At 67.0% G+C, this 24724-nt stretch carries 19 protein-coding genes, 2 tRNA genes and 1 pseudogene; 13 read left to right on the top strand and 9 right to left on the bottom strand.

The genetic code is table 11. From position 1 onward, the window contains the following. Positions 1-35: 35 nt before the first annotated feature. The gene (locus tag DX912_RS16920) at positions 36-1832 is read right to left on the bottom strand and encodes a formylglycine-generating enzyme family protein (protein WP_115844509.1); all 1797 of its coding nucleotides are present in this window, start codon (positions 1830-1832) and stop codon (positions 36-38) included. 176 nt (positions 1833-2008) lie between these two features. On the opposite strand from DX912_RS16920, the gene rnd reads away from it, so the two are divergent. Both rnd and DX912_RS16910 read left to right on the top strand, forming a co-directional pair. Continuing rightward, positions 2009-3109 carry a ribonuclease D gene (rnd, locus tag DX912_RS16915; protein ID WP_115844506.1) on the top strand — a complete coding sequence of 367 codons (1101 nt, stop codon included), beginning with the start codon at positions 2009-2011 and terminating at the stop codon, positions 3107-3109. A gap of 124 nt (positions 3110-3233) precedes the next feature. Further along, positions 3234-3309: transfer RNA gene (locus DX912_RS16910), tRNA-Ala, on the top strand. Between the two features lie 83 nt (positions 3310-3392). On the opposite strand, the gene DX912_RS16905 is transcribed toward DX912_RS16910, so the two are convergent. After that, positions 3393-3854, bottom strand: coding sequence for a hypothetical protein (locus DX912_RS16905; RefSeq protein ID WP_147298668.1), 462 nt, complete (start codon positions 3852-3854; stop codon positions 3393-3395). 181 nt (positions 3855-4035) lie between these two features. On the opposite strand from DX912_RS16905, the gene DX912_RS16900 reads away from it, so the two are divergent. After that, complete coding sequence (locus DX912_RS16900) at positions 4036-5028, top strand: serine hydrolase domain-containing protein (RefSeq protein WP_233433634.1); 993 nt, start codon at positions 4036-4038, stop codon at positions 5026-5028. A gap of 4 nt (positions 5029-5032) precedes the next feature. Here DX912_RS16900 and DX912_RS16895 read toward each other — a convergent pair whose 3' ends face one another. From DX912_RS16895 to DX912_RS16875, 5 genes are all read right to left on the bottom strand, one after another. Further along, on the bottom strand, positions 5033-5743 hold the full coding sequence (locus DX912_RS16895; protein WP_115844499.1) for a M15 family metallopeptidase: 711 nt from the start codon (positions 5741-5743) through the stop codon (positions 5033-5035). After that, positions 5743-7302 (bottom strand): serine hydrolase, encoded by a 1560-nt coding sequence (locus tag DX912_RS16890; RefSeq protein ID WP_115844496.1) that lies wholly within the window; start codon positions 7300-7302, stop codon positions 5743-5745. Before DX912_RS16890 ends, DX912_RS16895 begins: the two co-directional genes overlap by 1 nt. Further along, the gene (gene lysA / locus DX912_RS16885) at positions 7292-8533 is read right to left on the bottom strand and encodes a diaminopimelate decarboxylase (RefSeq protein WP_233433633.1); all 1242 of its coding nucleotides are present in this window, start codon (positions 8531-8533) and stop codon (positions 7292-7294) included. Before lysA ends, DX912_RS16890 begins: the two co-directional genes overlap by 11 nt. Before the next feature lie 68 nt (positions 8534-8601). Then, positions 8602-11472 (bottom strand): TonB-dependent receptor, encoded by a 2871-nt coding sequence (locus DX912_RS16880; RefSeq protein ID WP_483308157.1) that lies wholly within the window; start codon positions 11470-11472, stop codon positions 8602-8604. A 71-nt stretch (positions 11473-11543) separates the two neighbouring features. Next, positions 11544-13016 carry a transglutaminase-like domain-containing protein gene (locus DX912_RS16875; protein ID WP_115844487.1) on the bottom strand — a complete coding sequence of 491 codons (1473 nt, stop codon included), beginning with the start codon at positions 13014-13016 and terminating at the stop codon, positions 11544-11546. Positions 13017-13334: 318 nt separating this feature from the next. Here DX912_RS16875 and DX912_RS16870 point away from each other — a divergent pair, with 318 nt between their 5' ends. The 10 genes from DX912_RS16870 to DX912_RS16825 all read left to right on the top strand — a co-directional run bounded on the left by DX912_RS16870 (position 13335) and on the right by DX912_RS16825 (position 23774). Next, positions 13335-14735 (top strand): C40 family peptidase, encoded by a 1401-nt coding sequence (locus tag DX912_RS16870; RefSeq protein WP_115844484.1) that lies wholly within the window; start codon positions 13335-13337, stop codon positions 14733-14735. 46 nt (positions 14736-14781) lie between these two features. Next, complete coding sequence (locus DX912_RS16865; RefSeq protein ID WP_115844481.1) at positions 14782-15879, top strand: dipeptide epimerase; 1098 nt, start codon at positions 14782-14784, stop codon at positions 15877-15879. A gap of 24 nt (positions 15880-15903) precedes the next feature. Further along, on the top strand, positions 15904-16755 hold the full coding sequence (locus tag DX912_RS16860) for a MurR/RpiR family transcriptional regulator (protein WP_115844478.1): 852 nt from the start codon (positions 15904-15906) through the stop codon (positions 16753-16755). Positions 16756-16768: 13 nt separating this feature from the next. Continuing rightward, complete coding sequence (locus DX912_RS16855) at positions 16769-17551, top strand: L,D-transpeptidase family protein (protein ID WP_115844475.1); 783 nt, start codon at positions 16769-16771, stop codon at positions 17549-17551. 80 nt (positions 17552-17631) lie between these two features. Continuing rightward, a complete protein-coding gene (locus DX912_RS16850; RefSeq protein ID WP_115844472.1) occupies positions 17632-18891 on the top strand; it encodes a dicarboxylate/amino acid:cation symporter in 1260 nt (419 codons plus the stop codon). 138 nt (positions 18892-19029) lie between these two features. Further along, a tRNA-Arg gene (locus tag DX912_RS16845) sits at positions 19030-19106 on the top strand. A 23-nt stretch (positions 19107-19129) separates the two neighbouring features. After that, positions 19130-20662 (top strand): L-piperidine-6-carboxylate dehydrogenase, encoded by a 1533-nt coding sequence (gene amaB, locus DX912_RS16840; RefSeq protein WP_115844470.1) that lies wholly within the window; start codon positions 19130-19132, stop codon positions 20660-20662. Positions 20663-20731: 69 nt separating this feature from the next. After that, positions 20732-21790: a quinone-dependent dihydroorotate dehydrogenase gene (locus DX912_RS16835; protein WP_115844467.1), complete on the top strand. Its 1059-nt coding sequence runs from the start codon at positions 20732-20734 to the stop codon at positions 21788-21790. Positions 21791-21809: 19 nt separating this feature from the next. Continuing rightward, positions 21810-22850: a UDP-N-acetylmuramate dehydrogenase gene (gene murB, locus DX912_RS16830; protein WP_115844464.1), complete on the top strand. Its 1041-nt coding sequence runs from the start codon at positions 21810-21812 to the stop codon at positions 22848-22850. Between the two features lie 54 nt (positions 22851-22904). Continuing rightward, positions 22905-23774 carry a DMT family transporter gene (locus DX912_RS16825; protein ID WP_115844637.1) on the top strand — a complete coding sequence of 290 codons (870 nt, stop codon included), beginning with the start codon at positions 22905-22907 and terminating at the stop codon, positions 23772-23774. A 6-nt stretch (positions 23775-23780) separates the two neighbouring features. On the opposite strand, the gene DX912_RS16820 is transcribed toward DX912_RS16825, so the two are convergent. Next, entirely contained in the window at positions 23781-24500 is a 720-nt protein-coding gene (locus DX912_RS16820) for a phosphatase PAP2 family protein (RefSeq protein WP_425477965.1), read from the bottom strand. Beyond that, a pseudogene (gene ispG / locus DX912_RS16815) lies at positions 24490-24724 on the bottom strand (flavodoxin-dependent (E)-4-hydroxy-3-methylbut-2-enyl-diphosphate synthase); the annotation flags it as partial. The pseudogene ispG and the gene DX912_RS16820, both read right to left, overlap by 11 nt.

The raw sequence follows: 24724 nt of genomic DNA, 5'->3' as shown, positions 1-24724 counted from the left end.
GCCAGTGTGTCGTCGCCGCGCAACCGGATCGATGATCAGATGTCGCGCACCACCCGGAACCCTATCCGCGCGGTCGTGTTGTTGGCGTCACTGCCCTGTCGCCAGGCCGAACGCAGTTCTTCCGGCGCGCTGGCCCACGAGGCGCCCCGTACCACCCTCGAACGGCAACCGGGATTGATCCAGGCCTCGCCGCCTCGCGGCGCACGGCGGAACGTGTCGTGCCAGCAGTCGGCGACCCATTCGCTGACGTTGCCGGCCATGTCGTGCAGCCCCCAGGCGTTCGCGCGGTAGGTCGCCACGGGCGCCGGGCCCCAGTTGCCGTCGCCATAACCGGGGAACGCATTGCGCCAGCGGCGGCCGCTCGGCGAGACGTCCAGCGCGCCGGTGAAGTTGCCCGCCCGCGGCGGCGGCGGCCCGTCGCCCCACGGGAAACGGCCGCGATTGCCGGCGCGCAGCGCGTATTCGAACTCGGCTTCGCTGGGGAGCCGGTAGCGCTGGCCTGTCTGCGCCGACAGCCACTCCGCATACGCCATCGCGTCCTTCGCGCTGACGTGGATCACCGGCATGTCGTCGCTCGCGGGGCGGCCGGTGTAATCCGATTGCCAGTCGACGTTGCCGCGACGCACGAGGTTGCCGCTGCGCTCGTCGTAAGCGGTCGAATAACCCCGGCGGCTGGCGCGCGCGCGATGTTTGGTGGCCTGCATGAAGCGGCGGAATTCGCCGACCGTGATCTCCGTCCGGGACATCGCGAAGCCGCGGTCGAAGCGGATGTTGCGCGCGGGGCGTTCGGATTCCTGGCCCTCGTTTTCCTCCGAGCCCATGCGGAACGCGCCATGCGGAACGACCACCATCTGCGGCCCGCGAACGGCGCCCTGCATGGCGTCGGTGAACACCTGTCCTGGACGGAAGAGGCCGTAATGCGTGGCCAGGTCGATGCGCTCGCGAAGCTCGCGCGTGGCCGGATCGCCTGCCGGCGCGATGCGCAGCATCACGGCGAGGTGGCGCCGCGCCTCGTCGATGCCGCCCTGTCGCGTGAGCGCTGAAAGTCCCGCATCGCGCAGGGCGTTGATGCGAACGATGCGCTGCATCGCCAGACGCGCGCGCGCGTCCTCCACGCTCGGTGCGGGCGGGCGCACTTTCGCGGCGATGTCGAGTTCGCGCGCGGCGCCGACGTAGTCGTCGCGATCCGACGCCTGTTCGGCGCGGCGGATCAACGCGCTCTCCACCGCGGCGATGCCCTGGTTGGCGCGCATGTCGCCAGGGCGCAACTCCAGCGCTTCGCGGAAATGCGTGAGCGCCTGGTCGGGCTCACCGGCGACGCCGAGCCGGCCCGCATTGAGTGCTTCCTCGCCCAGGCGGTTAGCTTCCTGCGCTTCGTCGGCGCGATCGAGCCGGGCGAGGAAATCGACGATATCGACGTTGCCCGGCGCCACGGCGCGGGCGACAGCGGCGATCTCGTGGGCGCGCCGCAGCGACAACGGATCGCGGTCGAGCTGTTTCAGCGCGTCGTCGCCATTGGCGACCAGGCGCTTGAGCGAGCGGTCGAAGCCCGCATTGGCGGCCGCGTCCTCGGGATCGAACCGGCGCAGCGCGTAATAGAGCGGAATGGCGTCGTCCGCCGTTCCGAACAGGCGCCCGCGCGCCAGCGCCTGCGCGGCTTTTTCCTTGAGTTCGGCGACATTTTCGTCGGTGACCTGCACCGCCGGTACGCGCCACGGCGGCACGGGCGAAACCGCCTGGTCGGCGCTGATGGTGACGATGGGCGTGTGCGCCGCGGCGGCATCGCCCTTCGGCGAGGACGCATCGCGTGAGCATGCTGCCGCCAGTGCCATCGCGGCGATGCAGGCTGCCAAAAGCACTGCGCGCAAACGTCCTCCTCGCCTCCGGGGCAGATCGTGCTGGTGAGCAATGGGGCCCGGCCTTCACGGCCCGCGATGCCGGGAGCCCCGAAAGTAGGCTATTGTCGCCCGCCCCGGCAACCGCCGACCACTCGCCATGCATCGCTGACATGCCCGTCGCCTGGATCACAGACCCCGCCGCATTGCGGGCCCGCTTCGCATCGAAGCCCGCGCGCATCGGCCTGGACACCGAATTCATCCGCGAACGCACCTACTGGCCGCAACTGGCGCTGGTGCAGATCGCGATCGGCGATGCCGACGGCGAACCGGACATCCTGCTGATCGATCCACTCGTGCCGGGCATGCTGGAGGCGTTGACGCCCGTCCTCGCCGACGAATCGATCGTCAAAGTCATGCACAGCCCGAGCGAAGATCTCGTCGCCTTCAAGCACGCCTGCAAGGTCGTGCCCAAACCGCTGTTCGACACGCAGCTTGCCGCAGCGCTGGCGGGCATCGGCGGCGGCCTGGGTTACCAGAAGCTGGTCGAACAGCTCACCGGCATCGCCCTTGCCAAAGGCGAGACGCGTTCGGACTGGCTGCGTCGTCCGCTCTCGCCGTCGCAGCTGGAATATGCGGCCGACGACGTGCGCCACCTGTTCGAAATGCACGACCAGCTCGACCGCAAACTCCGCGAACTCGATCGCCGCGAATGGCTGGCCGAAGACGCCGCGCGCACCGTGCAGAACGCCGAGAACGAAGCGCCCGAGCGCTGGCCGCACGCGACGATGCGCAGCGCGCAGTTCCTCGATCGCCCGGCGCAGCTGCGCCTGTTGCGGCTGCTGCGCTGGCGCGACGTTTACGCGCGCGACAACGATCGCCCACGCAGCTGGATCCTCGACAACGAACTGGCCGTCACGCTCGCGCGCACGCCGCCGATCGATCGCGCTGGGCTGCAGCGCACGCTCGATGCGATTCCGAAATCGCCGCGCCGCCTCGCCGACGCGCTCTGGTCGGCGCTGACCACGCCGCTGCCCGACGAGGAAGACGCGCCCGATGCCGTGCAGTCCGAACAGCGCGACAAGCAGCGCCTTCGCAAGCTGCAGGATGCCGTCGCCGCGCGCAGTGCCGAACTGGGCCTGCCTGACGGCGTGCTCGCCTCGCGACGCTGGCTCGAAGTGCTGATGGACCAGGGCGAGTGGCCCGAAGCGCTCGCCGGCTGGCGACGCCGCGCGCTCGAGCCGGGACTGGCCCCACTGCTGCAGGCGTCCTGACGGCTACGGCGCTGCTTTGGGCTGAGCAATCGTCGGCCCATGCAGCCAATCGCCGACTTCGAGGCCCGTTGCCGGATCAGGGGCTAGCGTGCCGCCGCCTCGCCCGCTAGAATTTGCCCTTCGTGGGGCGGTAGCTCAGCTGGGAGAGCGTCGCGTTCGCAATGCGAAGGTCGGGAGTTCGATCCTCCTCCGCTCCACCACTCATCCAGCCAGAACAGCGCGTAACGCCTCAGGCGTCACGCGCTGTTCTGCTTTTCGGGGTTCGAAACGCGCGCGCAGTGCCTCAGCCGGCTTTCTTCCCGCGGAATTCGGTCACCACTTCCTGCGGCGTCGGGTTCGCTTTCGCCTTCCCGTTGACATAGACGATCGGCACCGGCCCGTTCATCACCGAAGTCACGCGCGTGGCTTCCTCTGGGGAGGTCAGGCTGTTGTAGCTCGCGTGGTCCGTTCGCACGTAGGCGATGCCCTGCCTGGACAGGTGGCGCACCAGTTCCTCGGTGCGACGTGCGGCGTCCGACGTGCAGTGTTGCGGCGCAAACACGATCACCCCGCGCGACGGCACGCCGTCGGGCATCGGGATCGACTTGAACCCCTGCGTGCTTATGCCGCCAGCGTCGCCTGCCGAGCCGGTGTGCTCGGCGACCCATGCGCCGGGATCCACGCGGCCGCTGTCGATGTAGGTTTTCCACACGCCGACACCGGCCAACAACACCAGTGCGCCGGCGCACGCCTTCATTGCGTTCATCGTTCCCCTCGCGATATGCGGCACCGTCCCGCCGCATCGTTCCCTGTGCGGCATGACCGCAACCCGCTTCGCAGCCTCGCACACCGCGGCCCGCTGCCGCTACCATCCGTCGATGCGCATACATCACTGGCTCACGGGCGCCGTCCTGCTCCTCGCCGGTTGCGCGAGCGGAGGGACGCGAATGCAGCACGAAATCGACGCGCTGATGCGCGACTACCAGGGCGACGTACCCGGCGCCAGCGTGCTCGTCGTACGCGACGGCCAGCCGCTCGTGCGCCGCTCGTATGGCATGGCGGATCTGGAACGACACGTCGAAGCCTCGCCGCAGACGAATTACCGCCTCGCGTCGGTGAGCAAGCAATTCACTGCCGCTTCGGTGCTGCTGCTCGTCGAGGACGGTCGGCTGAAACTCGACGATTCGATCAAGCGCTACCTGCCCGGCCTGCCTGCCGCAGCGGACGGCATCACGATCCGCCACCTGCTCACGCACACCTCCGGCCTGATCGATTACGAAGACGTGATGGATCCCGCCGACACGCGGCAGGTGCACGACGCCGACGTGCTCACGCTCCTGCAGTCGCAGGACCGCACCTACTTCGCGCCCGGCACCGGATACCGCTACAGCAACAGCGGTTATGCGCTGCTCGCGCAGATTGTCGAACGCGCCTCCGCGCAGCGTTACGCGCGATTCCTGCACGACCGCATCTTCCAGCCGCTGGGAATGAACGACACGGTCGCGTACGAGGCCGGCGTCTCCGAGGTGCCGAATCGCGCCTACGGTTACAGCCTGGAGAACGGGGCGTGGATGCGCACCGACCAGAGCACCACCAGCGCCGTGCTTGGCGATGGCGGCATCTATTCGTCCCTCGATGACCTGAGCAAGTGGGACGCCGCCCTCTACGACGAGCGGCTGCTGCCGTCGAGCGTGCTGCGCCAGGCGTTCACGCCCGCCACGCCGACGGACGATCCGCAGGTCGAATACGGCTTCGGATGGCGAATCACCGGCGAAACGCTCTGGCATTCGGGCGAAACCATCGGCTTCCGCAACGTGATCGTGCGCTGGCCGAAACGCCACCTGACCGTCGTGGTGCTCACCAATCGCGACGATCCGGAGCCTTACGAGACGGCGAAGAAGATCGGCGCGCTGGCGATGCGCGAGGCCGCGACGAACTGAGCACTCACTCGATCGGCACGTCGAAGAAGGTCTTCGGTGCGGGTTCGGGGTCGAGCGTGAAGTGCCACCATTCCATCGGATAGTTGCGCAGCCCCGCCTGCCGCATCGCGTCGCGCAGGCGATCGCGATTGGCCCGCTGTTCCGGCGTGACGCGCGGCGAATCGGTGTTGGCGAGCGTATCGAAGAAGTCGAAATCGGTGCCCATGTCCAGCGGCGCACATGAACTTGGAGCGCCGCAACGCATCAGCGTCAGGTCGATCGTCGCGCCACGGCTGTGGCCGGACGTCGGCGAGATGTACTCGCCCAGCAATGCGCGCTTGTCCAGTGCGGGATAGAAGCGCGCCTTCGTGCTTTCGTCGGGATTGTTGGCCCACGCGACGAACGCACGCACCGCACGCGCGGGCCGATAGCAGTCGAAGATGCGAAGGCGATAACCCTGCGAACGCAGCGCGGTTTCGGCGCGCTGGATCGCTTTCGCCGCCGGTTCCAGCAGATAACAACGAGGCGCGCCGTAGCCGTCCACGATCGCGCCGGTGAAGTTGTTCCGTCCGGCATAGCGGATATCGAGGTCGATGTCGGGGACGAGCGTGCGGATATCGACAAGACCTGCTGAATCCGGCGTCGTTGCCGGCGAAACATCCATCCGCGCGCGCGTTGCGCAACCTGCGAACGCGAGCAGGCAAAGTGCGGACACGACGTGCGCCAGCGACCGCATCAGGGGCACGCTCCCACGCGTTCGAACGCCAGGTCTTCGTAGTCGTAGCTGAAATCGGCCTGCGGATCGACCTTTGCCAGCCGCATGCCACTGCCGTCGAGATCGAGCCAGGCTTCGGCGTCGACGCTAGGATCGCCCCAGTCGATGAGCCAACGCTTGCCGACGCGCTGCACGACGCCATCCAGCAGGGGCGACTTGCTCGCGCGGAAACGAACCGCATCGCTGTCGCGGCACAGCGTCGCCTCGCCGAACCACGGGTCGCGATACGTGCCCAGTTTCGGCGAAAGCTCCTTCACGGTCGCTCGGCGACGACGTGAGGTATCCGGCGCCTGTTCGCTGACCGGGCGTGCGGCGTCCTCCTTGTCGATGAGGCCCGCGTAATGCGCGACCGACAGCGCCGGGGCGCCGGACGTGTAGCGCTTCACCAGCACCTGCGTCAGCACGGTGCGTGCGTCCTCGCCTTCGCCATTGATCAGGATGACGAAGCCCGCGCCCTTGTCGGGCAGCATCGTCACCGCCGAATACATGCCCATCAGCGTGCCTGTGTGCGCGACCTTGAACACGCCGTCCACGTCGGCGAGCCGCCAGCCGTAGCCGTACGCGGAAAAATGGCTGCGATCCCATTCACGCATGCGTTTCGATACCGGCATCGGCATCTGCGGCGCCCACAGCGCCTGGCGTTGTTCCTGCGAAAGCCACGCTTCATTCTTCGCGTCCGGCTTCAGCCAGTTCGCGGTCCAGCGCAGCATGTCGTCGAGGCTGCACCGCACGCCGCCGGCCGGGTCCATCGTGGTCGCAGGGATGATGTCGCCGTCGCTGCGCACGGGCACATTGCGTCCGCCTTCGCGCCGGTGCGGCTGCGCGACGTTGCCGACTTCGATGCGACTCCACTGCCCCACCTGACAGCGTGTCATGCCGAGGGGCTCGAACACTTCGCGCCGCACGAGCGCCTCGTACGGCGAGCCACCTGCCGCCGCGGCTACTTCGCCCGCAACGATGTACATCAGGTTGTCGTAGTCGTAGCCCGAGCGGAAGCTGCGATACGGCTCCAGATAGCCGAGCCCGTGGATGATGTCCGCGCGCGTGAACGTGTTCGGTTCGGGCCACAGCATCAGATCGCCGGCGCCCGCGCGCAGGCCGCTGTTGTGGATCAACAGGTCGCGCACCTGCATCTCGCGGCCGACCCACGCGTCGTGCATGCGGAAGTCCGGGATCCATCGGGTCACCGGATCGTCCCAACGCAGTTTGCCGGCGTCGACCAGTCGCGCGAGCGTGGCGGTCGTCATCGACTTGGTATTCGACGCGACCTTGAAGAGCGTCTTCGAGTCGATCCTGTCGCCCTCGCCTTCCACGAGTTCGCCCGCGGTGCGCGAATACACGACGCGTCCGTCCTCGACGATGCCCAGCGCCAGTCCAGGCAAGTGGTATCGCGAGAACACCTCGTCGAAAATCGCGTCCACGGCCTTCCGGTCGGCCGGCGCTTCCGCCGCAGCGCCCGAGCCAGGTAGCCATGCCACGCATAGCGAGAACGCGATGGCGAGGATGCGGTCAGGTCTCATGCCATGCCTGCGGGAACTGTTCACCGGCCATCATCTCCGTGATCGTCTGGCGCCGCCTGATGATGGCGTAGCGGCCGTCGTCGAGCAGCACTTCCGGCGGCAGCGGCCGGGAATTGTAGGTGGACCCCATCGACGCACCGTACGCGCCGGCACCGGCGATCATCAACAGGTCGCCCGCCTCGCAGCGCGCCAGCACCCGTCCCTGGGCGAAGGTGTCGCCGGTCTCGCACACCGGGCCGACCACGTCGTAGGCGACGTCCGGCTCGTTGCGGCCGTGCATCGGCACGATCTCGTGCCACGCATCGTATAGCGAGGGACGAAGCAGATCGTTCATCGCGGCATCGACGACGAGGAATTGGCGATCGGTGCCGTGCTTCACCCGGATCGCCCGCGTCACCAGCACGCCCGCTTCGGCGACGAGCCAGCGCCCGGGCTCCAGTGCCAGCGTGCCCTTGAAGCCGGCGAACGTTGCGCGCACCAGCGATGCGTAATCGGCGATGTCCACGGGCATGTCGCCGCCGGGGCGATACGTGACGCCCAGGCCGCCGCCGATGTCGACACTCGCGATCGCATGGCCCGACTGCACCAGTTCGCGGCGAAACGCTTCCACCCGCTGCAGCGCCTGCCGGAATGGTTCGAGATCGAGGATCTGCGAACCGATATGCGCGTGCAGCCCGTCCAGCTGCACGTGATCGAGCGCGGCGCATTCGGCGAACCACCGCCGGGCCTCGTCGATGGACACGCCGAACTTGTTCTCGGCCTTGCCGGTCGAGATCTTCGCGTGCGTGCGGGCATCGACGTCCGGATTGATACGTACGGCTGCCCGCGCGCACACGCCGCGCGACTGTGCCCTGTGCTGCAGAAGATGCAGTTCGTCGGCCGACTCGACGTTGAACCGCCACACGCCGGCCGAAAGTGCGGCGTCGATCTCGTCGGCCGTCTTGCCGACGCCGGAAAACACGATGCGTTCGGCGGGAATGCCGGCCTTCAAACTGCGCTGCATCTCGCCGAGCGACACGATGTCCGCGCCGACGCCGTGCTGCGCCATCAGCTGGAGTATCGCGATGTTCGAGTTGGCCTTGACGGCATAGCAGATGCGTACGTCGAGCCCGCGGAAAGCGCCGTGCAGGCTCGCGATGCGGTCACGGATCATCTGCGCCGAATAGGCGTAGAACGGTGTCTGGATCTGGCGCGCGATCGCGTCCAGCTCGCCCGGAAGGAAGTTCGACAAGGCAGGACCCTTGCGTAGGCCAAAAAAAGACGGCGGACGGCACAAGGCCGCCCGCCGCTCGAGGGACATCAATAGCTCAGCGACAGGATGAACTGCGCGTTGCGCGGTGCCTGGAACGCGGTCGGGTTGCCGAAGAACGGATTCATCAGGCCCACGCCCTCCTCTTCCTGCAGCGTTTCGTTGCGCTCGATCACCGTCTGCTCGTTGAGCACGTTGTAGACGGCGAACTTGGCGTTGAGCTTCACCGGGCCGAGCGTGGTGTTGTAGGCCACGCTGAGGCCGAGGTTGTACGTCCACGGCAGCGTGTCGTACGCACCGCGACGCGACAGGCGCCACTGGCCCTGGTCGGTGTAGCACAGGCTCGGATCGCTTTCGCAGATGTAGTGCGTCAGGAACTCGTTGTCGTCGTACGGGTTACCCGCGCCGTACTCGCTCATCGGGCGACCCGACGCCGCATCCAGCGTGGCGCCGATGGTCCAGTTGTCGGTGATGGCGTAGTTGCCGCGCAGCTTGATCTGATGACGATGGTCGTTGGGCAGGTAGCCGTAACCGCCAATCTCGACGAACGGATTGTCGAAGGCCTCGGTGCGGCCGGAGTCGGCGAAGTCGGTGTCCGAATTCACCGGGCCCTCATAGTTGCCCTTGCTCATCGACCAGACATAGGTCGCGTTGAATGCCCACTTGTCGTCCCATGCGCGGTCGAGCTGCAGTTCGATGGCGCGATAGGTGCGCTTCGGGTTTTCCCAGCCGATCATCGTGCCGTCGCGCAGTTCCCAACCCGTCTGCGAGGTGTCGATGGTGACGAAGCCATCGCTTTCGCCGTCGCAGTCGGTGTCCGTGTAGTAGGTCAGGTCCTTGCCCGGATTGGCCATCACGAAGCCGCTGTCGCCACAGCTGTTGACCACTTCCATGTCGTCGATCGCGTTGTGCATCTTGCGATAGGTGCCGCTCACGCCCCACGACCACTTCTCGCCCAGCATCTGCTGGAAGCCGAGGATGAACTCGTCCTGGTAGACCGGATCCATGTCCTTGTCGACCTCGCCGCGGAAGTCGGCCACGCTGCCGTCGCCCTGCGAATCGTCGACGGTACCGATCTCCGCGCCCAGGCCCGGGATCGGGTTGTCGCCAGAGGCGAAGGTGCCGTCCCAGAAGTAGAACCGGCGGGCGTCGAGGAACGGACCGGCCTGCTTGATGTTGATGACGTTCGCCACCGGCAGGAAGTAACGGCCGGCGTTGCCGAACACCTTCGAGCGGCCATCGCCGTTCAGATCCCACGAGAACCCGAAGCGCGGCGCGATCATGTCGTTGAGCTTGATGTAGCTGTTGCCCGCCGCGTCCTTGTTGTCGAAGCTCTCGATGCGCACGCCGAGGTTCAGCAGCAGGTTCGGCGTGACGTTCCAGTTGTCCTCGATGTAGTAGGCCTCGTTCTCGGTCTCGAACGTGCCCTGGTTGGCGACCTGGCGCGTGCGGACGTACACGGTGCCCGCGGGCACCGTCACGCCGTTGACGCGCGCGCCGGCATTGTTCACTTCGTAACGCAGTCCGTCGCCCGGATAGCGGCTGCTGTAGTCGGACGTGTTGTTCTCGTGGTCGGCGCCGAAACGCAGCAGGTGGTCGCCCAGGTTCCACTCGAAATCAAGGCGCATCGCCTCGCGCGTGTCGGTGCGGTCGATCACCGAGGTGTTGCTGGTGCAGCCGATGAAGGAGGTGTTGACGCGCTGGTCCTGCACGAGGCTGCAGCGGTCGTCGTTGACGCCGATCGCCGAGGCCGAGCGCTCGTTTTCGCCGTACATCGCCTTCATCGAGAACGTGTCGGTGAAGTAGCCGGTGTACGTCGCGGCCCAGTTGTCGCCACCGGTCTTGTTGATGATGCGGTTGCGGAAGTCGCCGCGCGTGCCGGCGTCCGCATCGAAACCGAACACGTCCTGCGTGGTGTCGTTCTTGTCGGAGAAGCCGAACACTTCCAGCAGGTTGGCGTCGTTGATCTGCCAGTCGACCTTCGCGCCCCAGAAGTCGTTGTCGCCGTGGTTCTCGAAGAAGTTTCCGCCGCCATCGTCGGTGTTCTGCGAGTCGAGGTCGCGCTTCTCATAGATGCCGAAGAAGAACAGGCGGTCCTTGATCAGCGCGCCCGAGCCCCAGACGGAATAGTTGTTCTCGTCGGAATCGTCCCAGCGCGTGTAGAGCGTCGGCGCGTAGTTCCGGCCGTTGCCCTGCCACAGGCCGTCGATCACGATGTCGGCGCCGGCGTGGAACTCGTTCGTGCCGCGACGCGTCACGGCGTTGATCACGCCGCCCGTGCTGCGGCCGTATTCCACCGAATAACCGCCGGTCTTGATCTGGAACTCCTCCAGGAACGAGAACGGCAACGAAGAGAAGCCGACGCGGTTGTAGAAGTCGGTGACGTTCAGGCCGTTGATGTAGACGGTGTTCTCCGCCACCGACGAACCGCCGAACGAGATGCCGCCGAACTCGCCGCGATTCACGCCCGGTGCGAGCGTCGCCACGTCGATGATGTCGCGCTGCACCGGCAACCGCGCCACTTCCTCGCGGCTAATGTTGGTCGCGATCTCGGTCGAGGTCACGTCGACCGCGGACACGACGCGCGAGCCGATCACCTGCACCGCCGCCAGGTCAGTCGCCGAGCCGCCGGCGGCGATGTTCAGCGTCGTCGCGTTGCCCAGGCTGATGGTCGTCTGCGCCGGTTGCGACAGCGCCTGTCCGTCAGCGACCACTTCGACCTGGTATTCGCCCACCGGGAGGAACGGAAAGCGGTAATTGCCCGAATCGTCCGCGCGCACCGTGCGCACGAACCCGGTGGCCGGATTGCGCACCGTGACTTCGGCGTTCGGCGCGGTGCGACCGACCAGCGAACCGTCCGTGTTGGCGGCGTGCGCCTGATTCAACGACAACGCCGACGTCAGGCAGACGCCCAACGCCATGCACAACGCGGTCCTACGAAACCCCATGCTCTTCATGTCCCCTCTCCACGGTGAAGGTGATGCGCGACGCGCTAGCGCGACGTCCCGCCGGCGGGCAGTACCTTTGCTGCAAAGCTGTAATCCCACTGGTCGAAGTAGAGGTTGCCCCCTGCCCACTCCACTTCGCCGCGTTGCGAATCCACGGTCTCCGACCGGACGTGCTGCTTGGCCGGCACGAAGTCCGTGCTGATGTCGTCGTTGAAGGCGATCCGGTAGGCATCCAGGCCGCCGAGGTAGAACCACTCCACTTCCGGATCGCGCGCGCCCTTGAACTGGCCGGTCGTCACGTCCATCGGCACCCAGCCGTACGGCGCCAGGTACAGCGCGCCCCAGTCGTGCAGGTTGTCGTAGGTACCGTCGGAATAGACCATGCCCGACTGCCAGCGCGACGGAATGCCGTTCAGGCGCAGCAGCGTCATCAGCAGCAATGTCTGCTGGCCGCAGTCGGCATGATTTCCGCGCAGCGCGTAATCGCTGATGTTGGTGATCGTCGAATATTCGCGCGCGCCGCCCCAGGGAATGTCGTCGACCGCCTGGAAGAGCTTCTGCGCGATGCGATACGGATTCTTTTCGTCCCCGACGACCTTCTTCGAGAACGCGCGCATTTCATCGGTGAACACGATGTGCGGCGGGCGCTGCGCCAGGTACGGGGCGAGGTCGGGACGATCGCCGAGCGGCGTCACCTTGGCGGGATCAATGACGTGGTGCTCGCCGAAGATCGTCAGTTCGTAGTCGATCGAGAACGTCGTCGGCTGTCCCGCCACCGCCGGTTTTTCGAGGTACACGGTGCGCTGCAGCGTCGGCTCGGGCGCGATCTGGTGCTTCGCCGGCGCGCTCGACAGGAAGCGGATGTCTTCCTGCCGGCCCGGCAATGCGCGCGGATACGGAATCCATGCACGCACCGTCTCGCCTGCCGGCACCGCATCGGCATTCACCGTGATCGATTGCGTCACGTGGATGCGTCGTGGCGCGACGCTGCTTTTCCCGGTGCGCTTCGCCTCGGCGACGGCCTCGTCGTGGTAGGCGTTGGCGTTCTCCATCGGCCCGTCGTTGCGCGGGAACGGCGTCGCGCGGCGCGCCATCGCCTCCGGGCTCACGCGGAACAGGTTCGACACGGAACGGTTGAAGTACCAGGGCGTTCCGTCGATCACCATGTGCTCGAGCAGGTTGGCCTTCGTCCAGCGCTGGAATTCGTCCTCGCGTAGATCGGGAATCGAGTCGCGAAGCTTCGCGCGCGCCTGGTCGGCGGACAGCGTGAAATCGAGCCGGATGCGGCGCATCCGCTCGCGCTGGAATTCGAGGTCGGCGCGGGTCCTGTCGTCGATGCCCGCCTTCGCGAGTGCCGCATCGATCTGCGAGGTAGCGCCGCGGAAGTCGCCCGCGTCGATGTCAGCGACAACCGCGGGCAAGGGATCGGTGGATGAAATAGCGGCATCGGTCGCGGCGATCGCGCCCAGCGCAAGGACGGCGGCGAGCAAGACGTGCCGGCGGCGCGTCCGGGGCATTGGCGATCGAAGCGGTAACCGAAGATCGTCCACGCGGGCCACTCATGAGAGGCGTTTCATCGCTGTGTAACATGAGTGGAGTACCCGGTCAATAATTTATTCTTGACTATCAGATCGAATGAAGTATCTATTCTCCTGAACCGGCCCGCTGCCCGTACGGCGGCTCATGAGGGGGACGCGATGATCGAGGACGCTCTGGCCTTCGGCCGCGATATGACCCATGTCGCGCCGCGTTCCGCCAGCCCGATGCCGGAACTCGCCGGCACCGCCCCGCTCTTGTCTGCAGGCCCTCGCCCGGCCGTTCACGGATTCCGCTCCATGCGCCTTCGCACCGTCCTCTTCGCATCGCTGCTCTCGATCGGCCTGCTTTCCTCGGCCCACGCGTACGAGCGCAACTGGAGCATTCCGGCCGATACCGGCGTCGTCGGTGTCGAACAGGCCCAGCTCGATCCGTCGTGGTGGGTCGCGCGGCAAAGCGAGCCGGATCGCGTGATCCTCGACGCGCAGGCCATCGCCGCGCAGAACGCGAAGCTGATGCAGCTGGACGACAGCATGTTCGATCTCGACGCGCTGCCGGCGTCGCTCGACCGCGCCCGCGTTGCGGCATGGATCGAAGGCTTGTCGAAGCGCCCGACGCGCACGCTTTACGACGAGCGCGGCCGGACGACCGCGAACGCGGACCTGGACGCAATCGTCGACAACGTCAACCTCGCGGCGATTCCCGCCTCCCAGCCGACGCGCTTCGGGCTGGTCGTGCATCGCGCCGACCTGCGCACGTTCCCGACGCGCACACGGGTGTTCAGTTCCAACGACGACCACGATATCGACCGCTTCCAGGAAAGTGGCCTGTTCCCGGGCGATCCGGTGGCGATCGTGCACGAAAGCCGCGACGGCCAGTGGCTGTTCGTGGTCAACACGCGTTATGCAGCGTGGATAGAAAAACGCTTGGTCGCCGAAGGCCGTCGCGACGACGTGCTGGCCTATGGCAAGCGCACCCCATTCCGCATCGTCACCGGCGCGCGCGCGACGACCGTGTACACGCCCGAGGAACCCGGTGTTTCCGAACTCCAGCTCGACATGGGCGTGCGCGTTCCGGTCATCGCCGACTGGCCTGTCGGCAAGGCGGTGAACGGCCAGCACGGCTACACCTCGCACGTCGTCGAACTGCCAGTGCGCAACGACGATGGCTCGCTGAGATTCGCGCCCGCGCTGCTGCCGCGTCGCGAACCGACGGCTGACGCGCCGCTGGCGCTGACGCCCCGCAACCTGATCCAACAAGGATTCAAGTTCCTCGGCGAGCGCTACGGCTGGGGCCACAGTTACAACGCGCGCGATTGCAGCGGCTTCGTCTCCGAGATCTACCGCAGCATGGGCGTGCAGCTGCCGCGCAACACCAGCGACCAGGCGGTCAGTCCAGCACTCAACCGCATCGCGTTCAACGAGAAGGACAGCCATGCCAAGCGGATGGCCATCGTGCGCGAACTGCAGGTCGGCGACCTGGTCTACATCCCGGGCCACGTGATGATGGTGATCGGCAACCTCGACGGCGAGCCGTACGTCATCCACGACACCACCGGCCTCAGTTTCGCCGGATCCGACGGCCAGACCGTTCGCGCGAAGACCAACGGCGTCACCGTTTCGCCGCTCACGCCGCTGCTGTTCAACGGCAAGCAGACGTTCGTCGATCGCATCACCAACATCCAGCGCATCCGGCCGTAAGCCGCGATCCGCCGCACACCCGCCCCCACATTCCAGAACGACAAGAATGAAGATCACGCAGATCCGGTTCGGCATGTTGCGCGTCCCGCTGAAAACGCCTTTCAAGACCGCGCTGCGCACGGTCGAGGCGATCGAGGACATCATCGTCTGCGTGCATACCGACACCGGTCACGTCGGCTATGGCGAAGCGCCGGCGACAGCGGTCATCACCGGCGACACGCACGGCTCCATCGTCGAGGCCATCAACAAGTTCATCGCACCGCGCCTGATCGGCCAGGAAATCGCGAACCTCAACCGCATCACGCAGCTGATCCAGACCGCGCTGGAGAAGAACACCAGCGCGAAGGCGGCGGTGGAAATCGCGGTGTACGACCTGTTCGGCCAGCTGTACGGCGTGCCGCTGTACAAAATGCTCGGCGGCGGCGATCCGGTGATCACCACCGACATCACCATCAGCGTGGACTACATCGAGAAGATGGTCGCCGATTCGCTCAGCGCGGTGGAGCGCGGTTTCGAGTCGCTGAAGATCAAGGTCGGCAAGGACATCGGCGTCGACATCGAACGCGTGAAGGCCATCTACGCCGCGGTCGAAGGGCGCGCCCTGCTCCGCCTGGACGCGAACCAGGGCTGGACCGCCAAGCAGGCCGTGCACGCGATCAACATGCTCGAAGACGCCGGCGTGCGGCTGGAGCTGGTGGAACAACCGGTGAAGGCGCAGGACCTGGACGGCATGAAGTACGTCACCGAACGTGTGCACACGCCGATCATGGCCGACGAAAGCGTGTTCGGCCCGAAGGAAGTGATCGACCTCATCCGCATGCGCGCGGCGGACATCATCAACATCAAGCTGATGAAGACCGGCGGTCTGTCGAACGCGATCCGTATCGCCGACATAGCGGCGCTGTACGAAGTGGAATGCATGATCGGCTGCATGCTCGAAAGCAGCATCAGCGTGGCGGCGGCAGTGCATTTGGCGGTGGCGAAGTCCAATGCGATCACCAAGGTCGACCTCGATGGACCTTCGCTTTCTGCGTTCAACCCGGTCGATGGGGGCGTGCTCTTCAACGAGTCGGAGATCTCCGTCACCGACGCGCCGGGCTTGGGCATCCGCGAGATCCGCGGGCTGGAAATGCTGCCAAACTGACGTCCCTTCGGATCCGGAGTCCGCATGTCGCCGCTGCTGAAGATCCGCTCCGAACGCGACCAGATGTCGGCGATCGAACGCCGCATCGCGGATTTCCTGCTCGAGAACTCCCACCTGCTGCGCGACTACTCGTCGCAGCAGCTCGCCAATGCACTGGGCATCAGTCAGTCGAGCGTGGTGAAGTTCAGCCAGAAGCTTGGTTTCAAGGGCTATCCGGACCTCAAGTACTCGATCGGCCAAGCGGTCGCGCGCGGCGATGGCGCGGACGACGGCGGGACCAGTCGCGAAACGCGCGCGGACGATCCGCACGCTGCGCTGGCCGAAGACCTATGGCACCTGAAGGCGCTGGCTGAGGCCGAAACGCGCCTGATCAATCCGCCGGAGAACATCGACGCGATCGCGCACGCGATACTGCAGGCCGGCAAGGTCTTCATCATCGGCCTGGGCGAGGACGGCATCCCGGCGCGCGCGTTCGCCACGCGGCTGTCGATGCTCGGCATCGTCACGGTGCACTACGTCGATGCGATTTTGATGCAGGCCGGTGTTTCCAGCGCCGCGCCGGGCGATGTGCTGATGGTGTTCTCCGAGCACGGCCGGCAGCCGACGCTGTGCCAGATCAGCCATCTCTTCCGCGAGCGCGTCGGGCGTGTCGTCACGGTAACGCGCCACACGCCCAATCCGCTGCGCGCGCATGGCGATGCCGCGCTGCTGGTGTCGGCGCACGACGAGCGACGGCACATCGAGCCGCTGCTGTATCAATCCGCGCTGCAGCACCTGCTCGACCTCATCTTCGTCCTGCTGTGCGATGCGAGCGAGGAACGCCGCCTCCAGCTCGACTTCAACTTCGAGCGCATGCAGGATCTGCTCGATCACTGATCCGGGGTTCTTCATGCAGATGGCGGCATTCGTTCGCAGCTACGCCCTCGTCGCGCTCGCGGCACTCACGGCTTGCGCAGGCCTGGGCTCCGGGCCCGTTGCGACGACGCCGTGGAAGGACGCGCAACAACTCGTACTGGTCACCACCGCCGACTGGAACGCCACGACCGGCACGCTGCGCCGCTACGAGCGCCATGGCGGTCAGTGGCGTGAAGCAGGCGAGCCGACGCCGATTACCGTAGGCCGCAGCGGTTCGGCGTGGGGCGTCGGGCTTCATCCCGCGCAACCCGACGCGCCGCAGAAACAGGAAGGCGACGGTCGCGCGCCGGCGGGCGTGTTCCGCATCGGCACGGCCTTCGGCTATGCCGACACGGCCTCGACGGCCTGGCCCTACCAGGGGATGAGCGCATCGGACTGGTGCATCGACGTGCCCGCCTCGCCGCTCTACAACCGCATCGTCGACGCCAGGCAGGTTGGCGACGCTGCCGTCGAAGGGTCGAGCGAGCCGATGCGCCGCGACCTCCACGCCGGCGGCGACGTCCGCTACAAGCTCGGCTTCGTGATCGAGCACAACCCGGGCAACCGCAGCGGCGCGGGCAGCTGCATCTTCGCCCACCTGTGGCGCGCCCCGGGCGAGCCCACGGCGGGTTGCACCGCGATGCCGGAAGCGGCGATGCGCGAGCTGCTGGCATGGCTCGACCCGCGCCGTAAACCCGTGTTCGCGTTATTGCCCGATAACGAACTGGAACGTCTGCATGCGGCGTGGGATCTCCCCGCGCCGACGCCGCTGCACTGAAAATGTCGCGCCCCATGCCATCCTCTGCGCGGCTGCGCGAGGATGGGCCTCGACGCACAGACCCGGAAACCCGATCCCCGATGTCGAACACCGCCCGCGTACTCCTCGGACTCTTCCTCGGCGCCGCCATCGGCCTGTCGCTCGCGTGGATCGACCCGGTACTGGCCGGCAAGGTCGCCGATTTCGTGCAACCGGTCGGCCGCCTCTGGCTCAACGCCCTGCAGATGACCGTGGTGCCGCTGGTCGCGGCGCTGGTGGTGATCGGCGTGAACAACGCGACGGACGCCGCGGCTTCCGGCCGCACCGCGCGCAAGGCGATCATCACCTTCGTGGTGATCCTGGCCGTCTGCGCCGCGTTCGCCGCGACGGTGGCGCCCATCCTGTTCTCGTTCGTGCCGCGACAGGAGGGCTTGGCCGAATCGCTGCGAGCCGCCACTGCCGGCGCGGCGCAACTGTCGCTGCCAAGCTCGCTGGCCGAATGGTTCGCCGGGATCATCCCCGCCAACGCACTGGCCGCCGCGGCGTCGAGCGCGATGCTGCCGCTGGTGGTGTTCGCGCTGTTCTTCGGCTTCGGCCTGACCAGGATCGAGGCCGGCCGCCGCGCCCGCGTGCTCGAACTGATCCAGGGCATCGCCGACGTGATGATCGTCATCGTGCACTGGGTGCTGTGGGTGGCGCCCATCGGCGTGTTCGCGCTGGTGCTGGCCGTGTGCGCCCGCGTGGGCCACGGCATGATCGGCGCGTTCGGCTGGTACATCGCCATCCTCTGCACGATGTACCTGCTGGCGACAGCGCTGATGTACCCCATCGCGATCATCGCCGGCGGCGAGCGCCTGCGCCGTTTCGCGGCGGCGATCGCGCCCGCGCAGGTCGTCGCGGCCAGCACGCAGTCCTCGCTGGCATCGCTCCCGGCGATGATCGAATCCTCGCGCGAGCGCCTGGGCCACCCGCTCAGCGTGACCTCGCTGGTGCTGCCGATGGCGGTGTCGCTGTTCCGCATCACCAGCCCGATCCAGTACATGGGCGTGGCGGCGTTCATCGCGTGGGCCTACGGCGTGGACCTGAGCATCGCGCAATGGGCCGCCGCGGCGGCGCTGGCAGTGGTCATCAGCATGGGCTCCGTGGGACTGCCCGGCCAGGTCAGCTTCATGGCGACCAACATGCCGGTGACGCAGGCGCTCGGCCTGCCGGTCGAGCCGCTCGGCCTGCTGCTGGCGCTGGACACGATTCCGGACGTCTTCGCGACGCTGGGCAACGTCACCGGCGATCTCACCGCGACGACGGTAGTGGCGAAGGGCCAGCACGATCCGGTGAATCCGGACCTCGGCGAAGACGGCTGACGCTGCGGCGTCATCGAGCGGTCGCCACGAACGGCCGGGGATCACGGCGCTTACGGCGATTCGCAGGCTTTTCCGACGCTGGATCGGGCGCCTTCCCGGCCCGATCCGCACGCGTTCATGCGAAAATGCCCGCCTCATGGCCCCGTAGCTCAGCTGGATAGAGCGGTCCCCTCCTAAGGGACAGGTCGCACGTTCGAATCGTGTCGGGGCCGCCACTGTCGCAGTAAAGGGAGCCGCCATGACCCACCCCGTCCTCACCGCCCTTGGCCTGAACGCCGCCGAATCCGGTACCTATCTCGGCAACGGCGAGTGGTCCGGCACCCGCGATGCGGGCGTGCTCGAGTCGGTGAACCCGACCAACGGGGAGGTGCTGGCGAAGGTCCACGCGTCGTCGCAGTCCGATTACGACACCATCGTCGAGCGCGCCCAGGCCGCCTTCAAGGTGTGGCGCACCACCCCGGCCCCGCGTCGCGGCGAGGCGATCCGCCTGTGCGCCGACGCACTGCGCAGGCACAAGGATGCCCTCGGCTCGCTGGTCGCGCTGGAAATGGGCAAGTCCAAGCCGGAAGGCGACGGCGAAGTGCAGGAAATGATCGACATCGGCGACTTCGCCGTCGGTCTGTCGCGCCAGCTTTACGGCCTGACCATGCATTCCGAGCGCCCCGGCCACCGCATGTACGAGCAGTGGCATCCGCTCGGTCTCGTCGGCGTGATCTCGGCGTTCAACTTCCCGGTCGCGGTGTGGGCCTGGAACTCCTTCATCGCGGCGATCTGCGGCGACATCACGATCTGGAAGCCCTCGCCGAAGACGCCGCTGTCGGCCGTCGCATCGATGAAGATCTGCAACGAGGCGCTGAAGGCCGGCGGTTTCCCGGACATCTTCTTCTTGTTCAACGACGCCGGAACCGAGCTCGCCTCCAGCTTCGTCGACGACAAGCGCATCCCGCTGATCAGCTTCACGGGTTCTACCAAGGTCGGCCGCATCGTCGGCGAGCGCGTCGCGCGCCGCATGGGCCGCTCGCTGCTGGAGCTGGGTGGCAACAACGCGATCATCGTCGACCCCACGGCCGACCTGAAGCTCGCCATTCCGGCAATCGTCTTCGGCGCCGTCGGCACCGCGGGCCAGCGCTGCACCACCACGCGCCGCCTGTTCGTGCACGAGTCGATCTACGACGACGTCCTCGCCAAGCTCGTCACCGCCTACAAGCAGGTGGAGAAGAAGATCGGCGATCCGACCGATCCGGCCAATCTCATGGGTCCGCTCAACAGCCGCGACGCCGTGCAGGCCTACCTCGACGCGATCGAACAGGCCAAGGCCGCCGGCGGCAAGGTTGAAACCGGTGGCGCCGCCATCGAGCGCGCCGGCAACTTCGTGCTCCCCGCCATCGTGACGGGGCTGTCGAACGACGCGGACATCGTGCAGCACGAGACCTTCGCGCCGATCCTGTACGTCATGAAGTACCGTGACCTGGCCGACGCCATCCACATGCAGAACGACGTGCCGCAGGGCCTGTCGTCGGCGATCTTCACGCAGAACCTGAAGGCAGCCGAGGCATTTTTGTCGGCGGCCGGCTCGGATTGCGGCATCGCCAACGTCAACATCGGCACCAGTGGCGCGGAGATCGGCGGCGCGTTCGGCGGCGAGAAGGAAACCGGCGGCGGTCGCGAATCGGGTTCGGACGCCTGGCGCGCCTACATGCGCCGCCAGACCAACACGATCAACTACTCCGACGCACTTCCGCTGGCGCAGGGCATCAAGTTCGACCTGTAGGAGCTGCCGTCCACCCGCGTTCACACCCGCATACGGTTCTCGACCCAGGCCCCCCTCCAGGCTGACTGAATGTACGGACTCGCCCGCCCCTTCCTGTTCGGCCTGGACGCCGAAGCCGCGCACGGCGCAGCGCTCAACGCGCTGGAAGTGGCGTACCGCACCGGTGCCGGCGCACTGCTGTCGCGGCGTCCCACGCCGCTGCCGACGCGTGCGTTCGGACTGACGTTCCCCAATCCGGTCGGCCTGGCTGCAGGTCTGGACAAGAACGGCGCGCACATCGATGCGCTGATGGCGCTGGGGTTCGGGTTTGTCGAGATCGGCACCGTCACGCCGCGTGCGCAGGAAGGCAACCCGAAGCCGCGCATGTTCCGGCTGCCGGAGCACGAGGCCGTCATCAACCGGCTGGGCTTCAACAACGGCGGCGTCGATGTGCTGGTGCGTAACGTCGAGCGGGCGAAGCGGCGCCATGGCCTGCTCGGCATCAACATCGGCAAGAACAAGGACACGCCGAACGACTCGGCGGAGGACGACTACCTGTTCTGCCTGGAGCGCGTCTATCCGCTCGCCGACTACGTGACGGTCAACATCTCCTCACCCAATACCGCGGGTCTGCGCGAATTGCAGGAAGAGCAGGCGCTGCGGCGCCTTGTCGGCACGCTGCGCGAGGCGCAGGAACGGCTTGCGGGCGTCCACGGCCGGCGCGTGCCGATGCTGGTGAAGATCGCGCCGGACCTGACCGACAACGACGTCGAGGCCGCCGCGCGCGTATTGGGCGATCTGCATGTGGATGGCGTGATCGCCACGAACACCACGATCTCGCGCGTGGGAATCGAAGGCTCGCCACTGGCCAACGAAGCGGGCGGGCTGTCCGGAAAGCCGCTGCTCGGCCAGGCGACCGCGGTGTTGCGCATGATGCGCACGCGCCTGCCGGAGTCGATTCCGATGATCGGCGTGGGCGGCATCCTGTCCGGCGCCGATGCCGCGGCGAAGATGGCCGCGGGCGCGACGTTGGTGCAGTGCTACACCGGCCTGGTGTATCGCGGGCCGGCGCTGATCAAGGAATGCGTCGAAGCGATGCGTCGCCGCAAGGAAGCCCCGAGTCGCGGCAACATGCCGCCGATCGTATGAGCCGCGAACGCACGTCCCCATGACCGACCCCATCCGCGTGCTGCACGGCGCGCCGCTTCGTTCGCGCAACACCTTCGGCGTCGCCGCCACTGCGCCGCTGCTCGCGGAAGTCGCCGATGCGACCGCCCTGCCTGGCCTGTTCGCACGCAGCGAGTTCGCCGGCCGCGCGCCGCTCGTGCTTGGCGGCGGCAGCAACCTGTTGTTCGCGGGCGATCCGGACGTCCCGCTGCTGGCGCTCACCGGACAGGACGTGCGCATCGTGCGCGACGAAGGCGACATGGCCATCGTGCGCGCGGACGCCGGCGTCGCCTGGCACGGGTTCGTCATGCGCATGCTGGACGAAGGCTTCGCGGGACTGGAAAACCTGTCGCTGATTCCCGGCACCGTCGGCGCCGCACCGATCCAGAACATCGGCGCATACGGCGTCGAGGTGCGCGAGTTCATCCATGCCGTCGAAAGCTTCGAACCCGCCACCGGCCGCGTGCATCGCTTCGACGCCGCGCAGTGCGCATTCGCCTATCGCGACAGCGTGTTCAAGCACGAACCCGACCGCTTCATCGTCACCGCCGTCGAATTCGCGCTGCCGCGCACGCCGACACTGAAGCTGGACTACGCCGGCATCGGCGACGAACTCATCGCGATGGGCATCGCCTCGCCCACGCCGCGCGATGTGGCGCAGGCGGTCATCGCGATACGCCGCCGCAAGCTGCCCGACCCGGCCGTGCTCGGCAACGCGGGCAGTTTCTTCAAGAATCCCATCGTCCCCGTCGCGCAGGCAGAAGCCTTGCAAGCCGAACATCCCGGCATGCCGGTGTTCCGCGGCAACGGACCGGACACGCGCAAGCTCTCGGCCGCCTGGTTCATCGACGCCAGCGGCTGGAAGGGCCATCGCGACGGCGATGCCGGTGTCGCGCCCACGCACGCGCTTGTGCTGGTGAACCACGGCAACGCCAGCGGCCACGAATTGCTCACGCTGGCACGACGCATCGCCGACTCGGTGCGCACGCGCTTTGCGGTATCCATCGAGCCCGAACCGCGCATCGTCGGCGCGAGCTGGTAAGGAGTTGCAACGGTGAGCGAAGCCCTGCCCCATCCGCTTCGCGCCGCGGGATTCATGCTGGCCAGCACCTTATGCTTCGGCGTGATGGCGATCGCGATCCGGCTCGCGTCGCACACGCTCAGCACGGTGGAGATCGCGTTCTTCCGCAACTTCTTCGGCCTGATGACCGTGCTGCCGCTGGTGATGCGCATGGACCCGGCGGCGTTGCGAACGAAGCAGCTGCCGCGCTATTTCGTGCGCTGCGTGATCGGCATCTTCTCGATGCTGTGCGGCTTCTGGGCCATCGGCCACCTGCCGCTGGCGCAGGCGATCTCGCTGTCGTATTCCTCGCCGGTGTTCGTCACGATCCTGGCCGCGGTGATGCTGGGCGAGACCGTGCGCGGGCGACGCTGGGCCGCCGTGGCCGCGGGTTTCGTCGGCGTACTGGTGATCGTGCGGCCGTTCTCGCATGAATTCACCGGGGGCACGCTCATCGCCCTGCTCGCCGCGGTACTCAGCGCGGTGGTGGCGATCCAGATCAAGCAGCTGGCGCGCGTGGACGCCGCCAATACGATCGTGCTCTACACCTACCTCTTCTGGGTGCCGATCTCGCTGATTCCGGCGCTGTTCGCGTGGGAATGGCCGCAGGGCATCGTGTGGCTCTGGGTCATCGGCGCCGGTTTGTTCGGCACGGGCGGCCAGGTGCTATGGACGCATGCGTTGAAACTCGGCGAAGTGTCGGCGCTCACGCCAATCAGCTTCATCCAGCTGCCGCTCGTGGCGCTGGTCGGATGGCTCTGGTTCAACGAGTCCGTCGACGTCTATACCTGGATCGGCGCCGGCATCATCCTCGCCGCGAACGCTTACATCGCCCATCGAGAAGCCGTGCTGCTGCGCAGACACGCGACGACGGCACCAGTCGAGGCCGCCAAGCCCGGCGAGTGAATGCGGTCAGGCGTTACCCGGCTCGATCGTCCGCCGACGCCAGGGCCGCCCGTGCACCCGATACACCGAGAGGAAGACCACGGCGACCCACGCCATCGCGACCGCCCAGCCGGCCACGATGTCCGACGGGTAATGCACGCCCAGATACACGCGTGACAGGCCGACCAGGACCACGAACGGCACCATCAGCGCGATCACCGGCCAGCGCCAGCGCGTCGACCACGCCAGCAGCACCAGCACGCTGGCGAGCGTCATCGAGCCCATCGCGTGGCCGCTGGGGAAGCTGTACGTGGTTTCCGGCGCGATCGACTCCCACAGCGACGGCCGGTCGCGTGCGAAGAACAGCTTCGCGCCGACGTTGAGCAAGCCCGAACCGCCCAGCGCGATCGCCGCGAACACCGCCTCGCGATAACGCCGGAGCACGGCCAGCACCAGCACGAAGGCGATGTCGAACGGCACCACGCCCCAGGCGTAGCCGATCTTCGAAACGAACACGAAGAACTCGTTGAATCCCTCGCGCGCCATGGCGTGCGCGAAACGGAGGATCGGCTCGTCGAACGCGATGGCTTCCTGCTCGTGGATCTCGTCGGCGAGTTCGCCGAAGACCCACAACGGCAGGAGCAACCCGGCGAACACCAGCCCGAGCAGCAGGCCGTGGCGGCGCAGGAGCCCCGCGCCGTAGCGCAGGACGTTTGCGACCGCGCTGTCGCCAGATTCAGCCCCCACGCGCGGCGCCGACTCCGAACTTGCGCTCGACGTACTGGTCGATGAGCGCCACGAACTCGTGCGCGATGTTCTCGCCGCGCAGGGTCACGGTCTTCTCGCCATCCTCGAACACCGGCGCCGACGGCGCTTCGCCCGTGCCCGGCAGCGAAATGCCGATGTTCGCGTGGCGCGATTCGCCCGGGCCGTTGACGACGCAGCCCATCACCGCGAGCGTGAGGTTCTCT

The sequence above is a fragment of the Lysobacter soli genome, assembly GCF_003382285.1.
Classification (GTDB): Bacteria; Pseudomonadota; Gammaproteobacteria; order Xanthomonadales; family Xanthomonadaceae; genus Lysobacter_J; species Lysobacter_J soli.
Note: the sequence above shows the minus strand (reverse complement) of the source record. Positions and strands in the feature narration are given on the sequence as shown.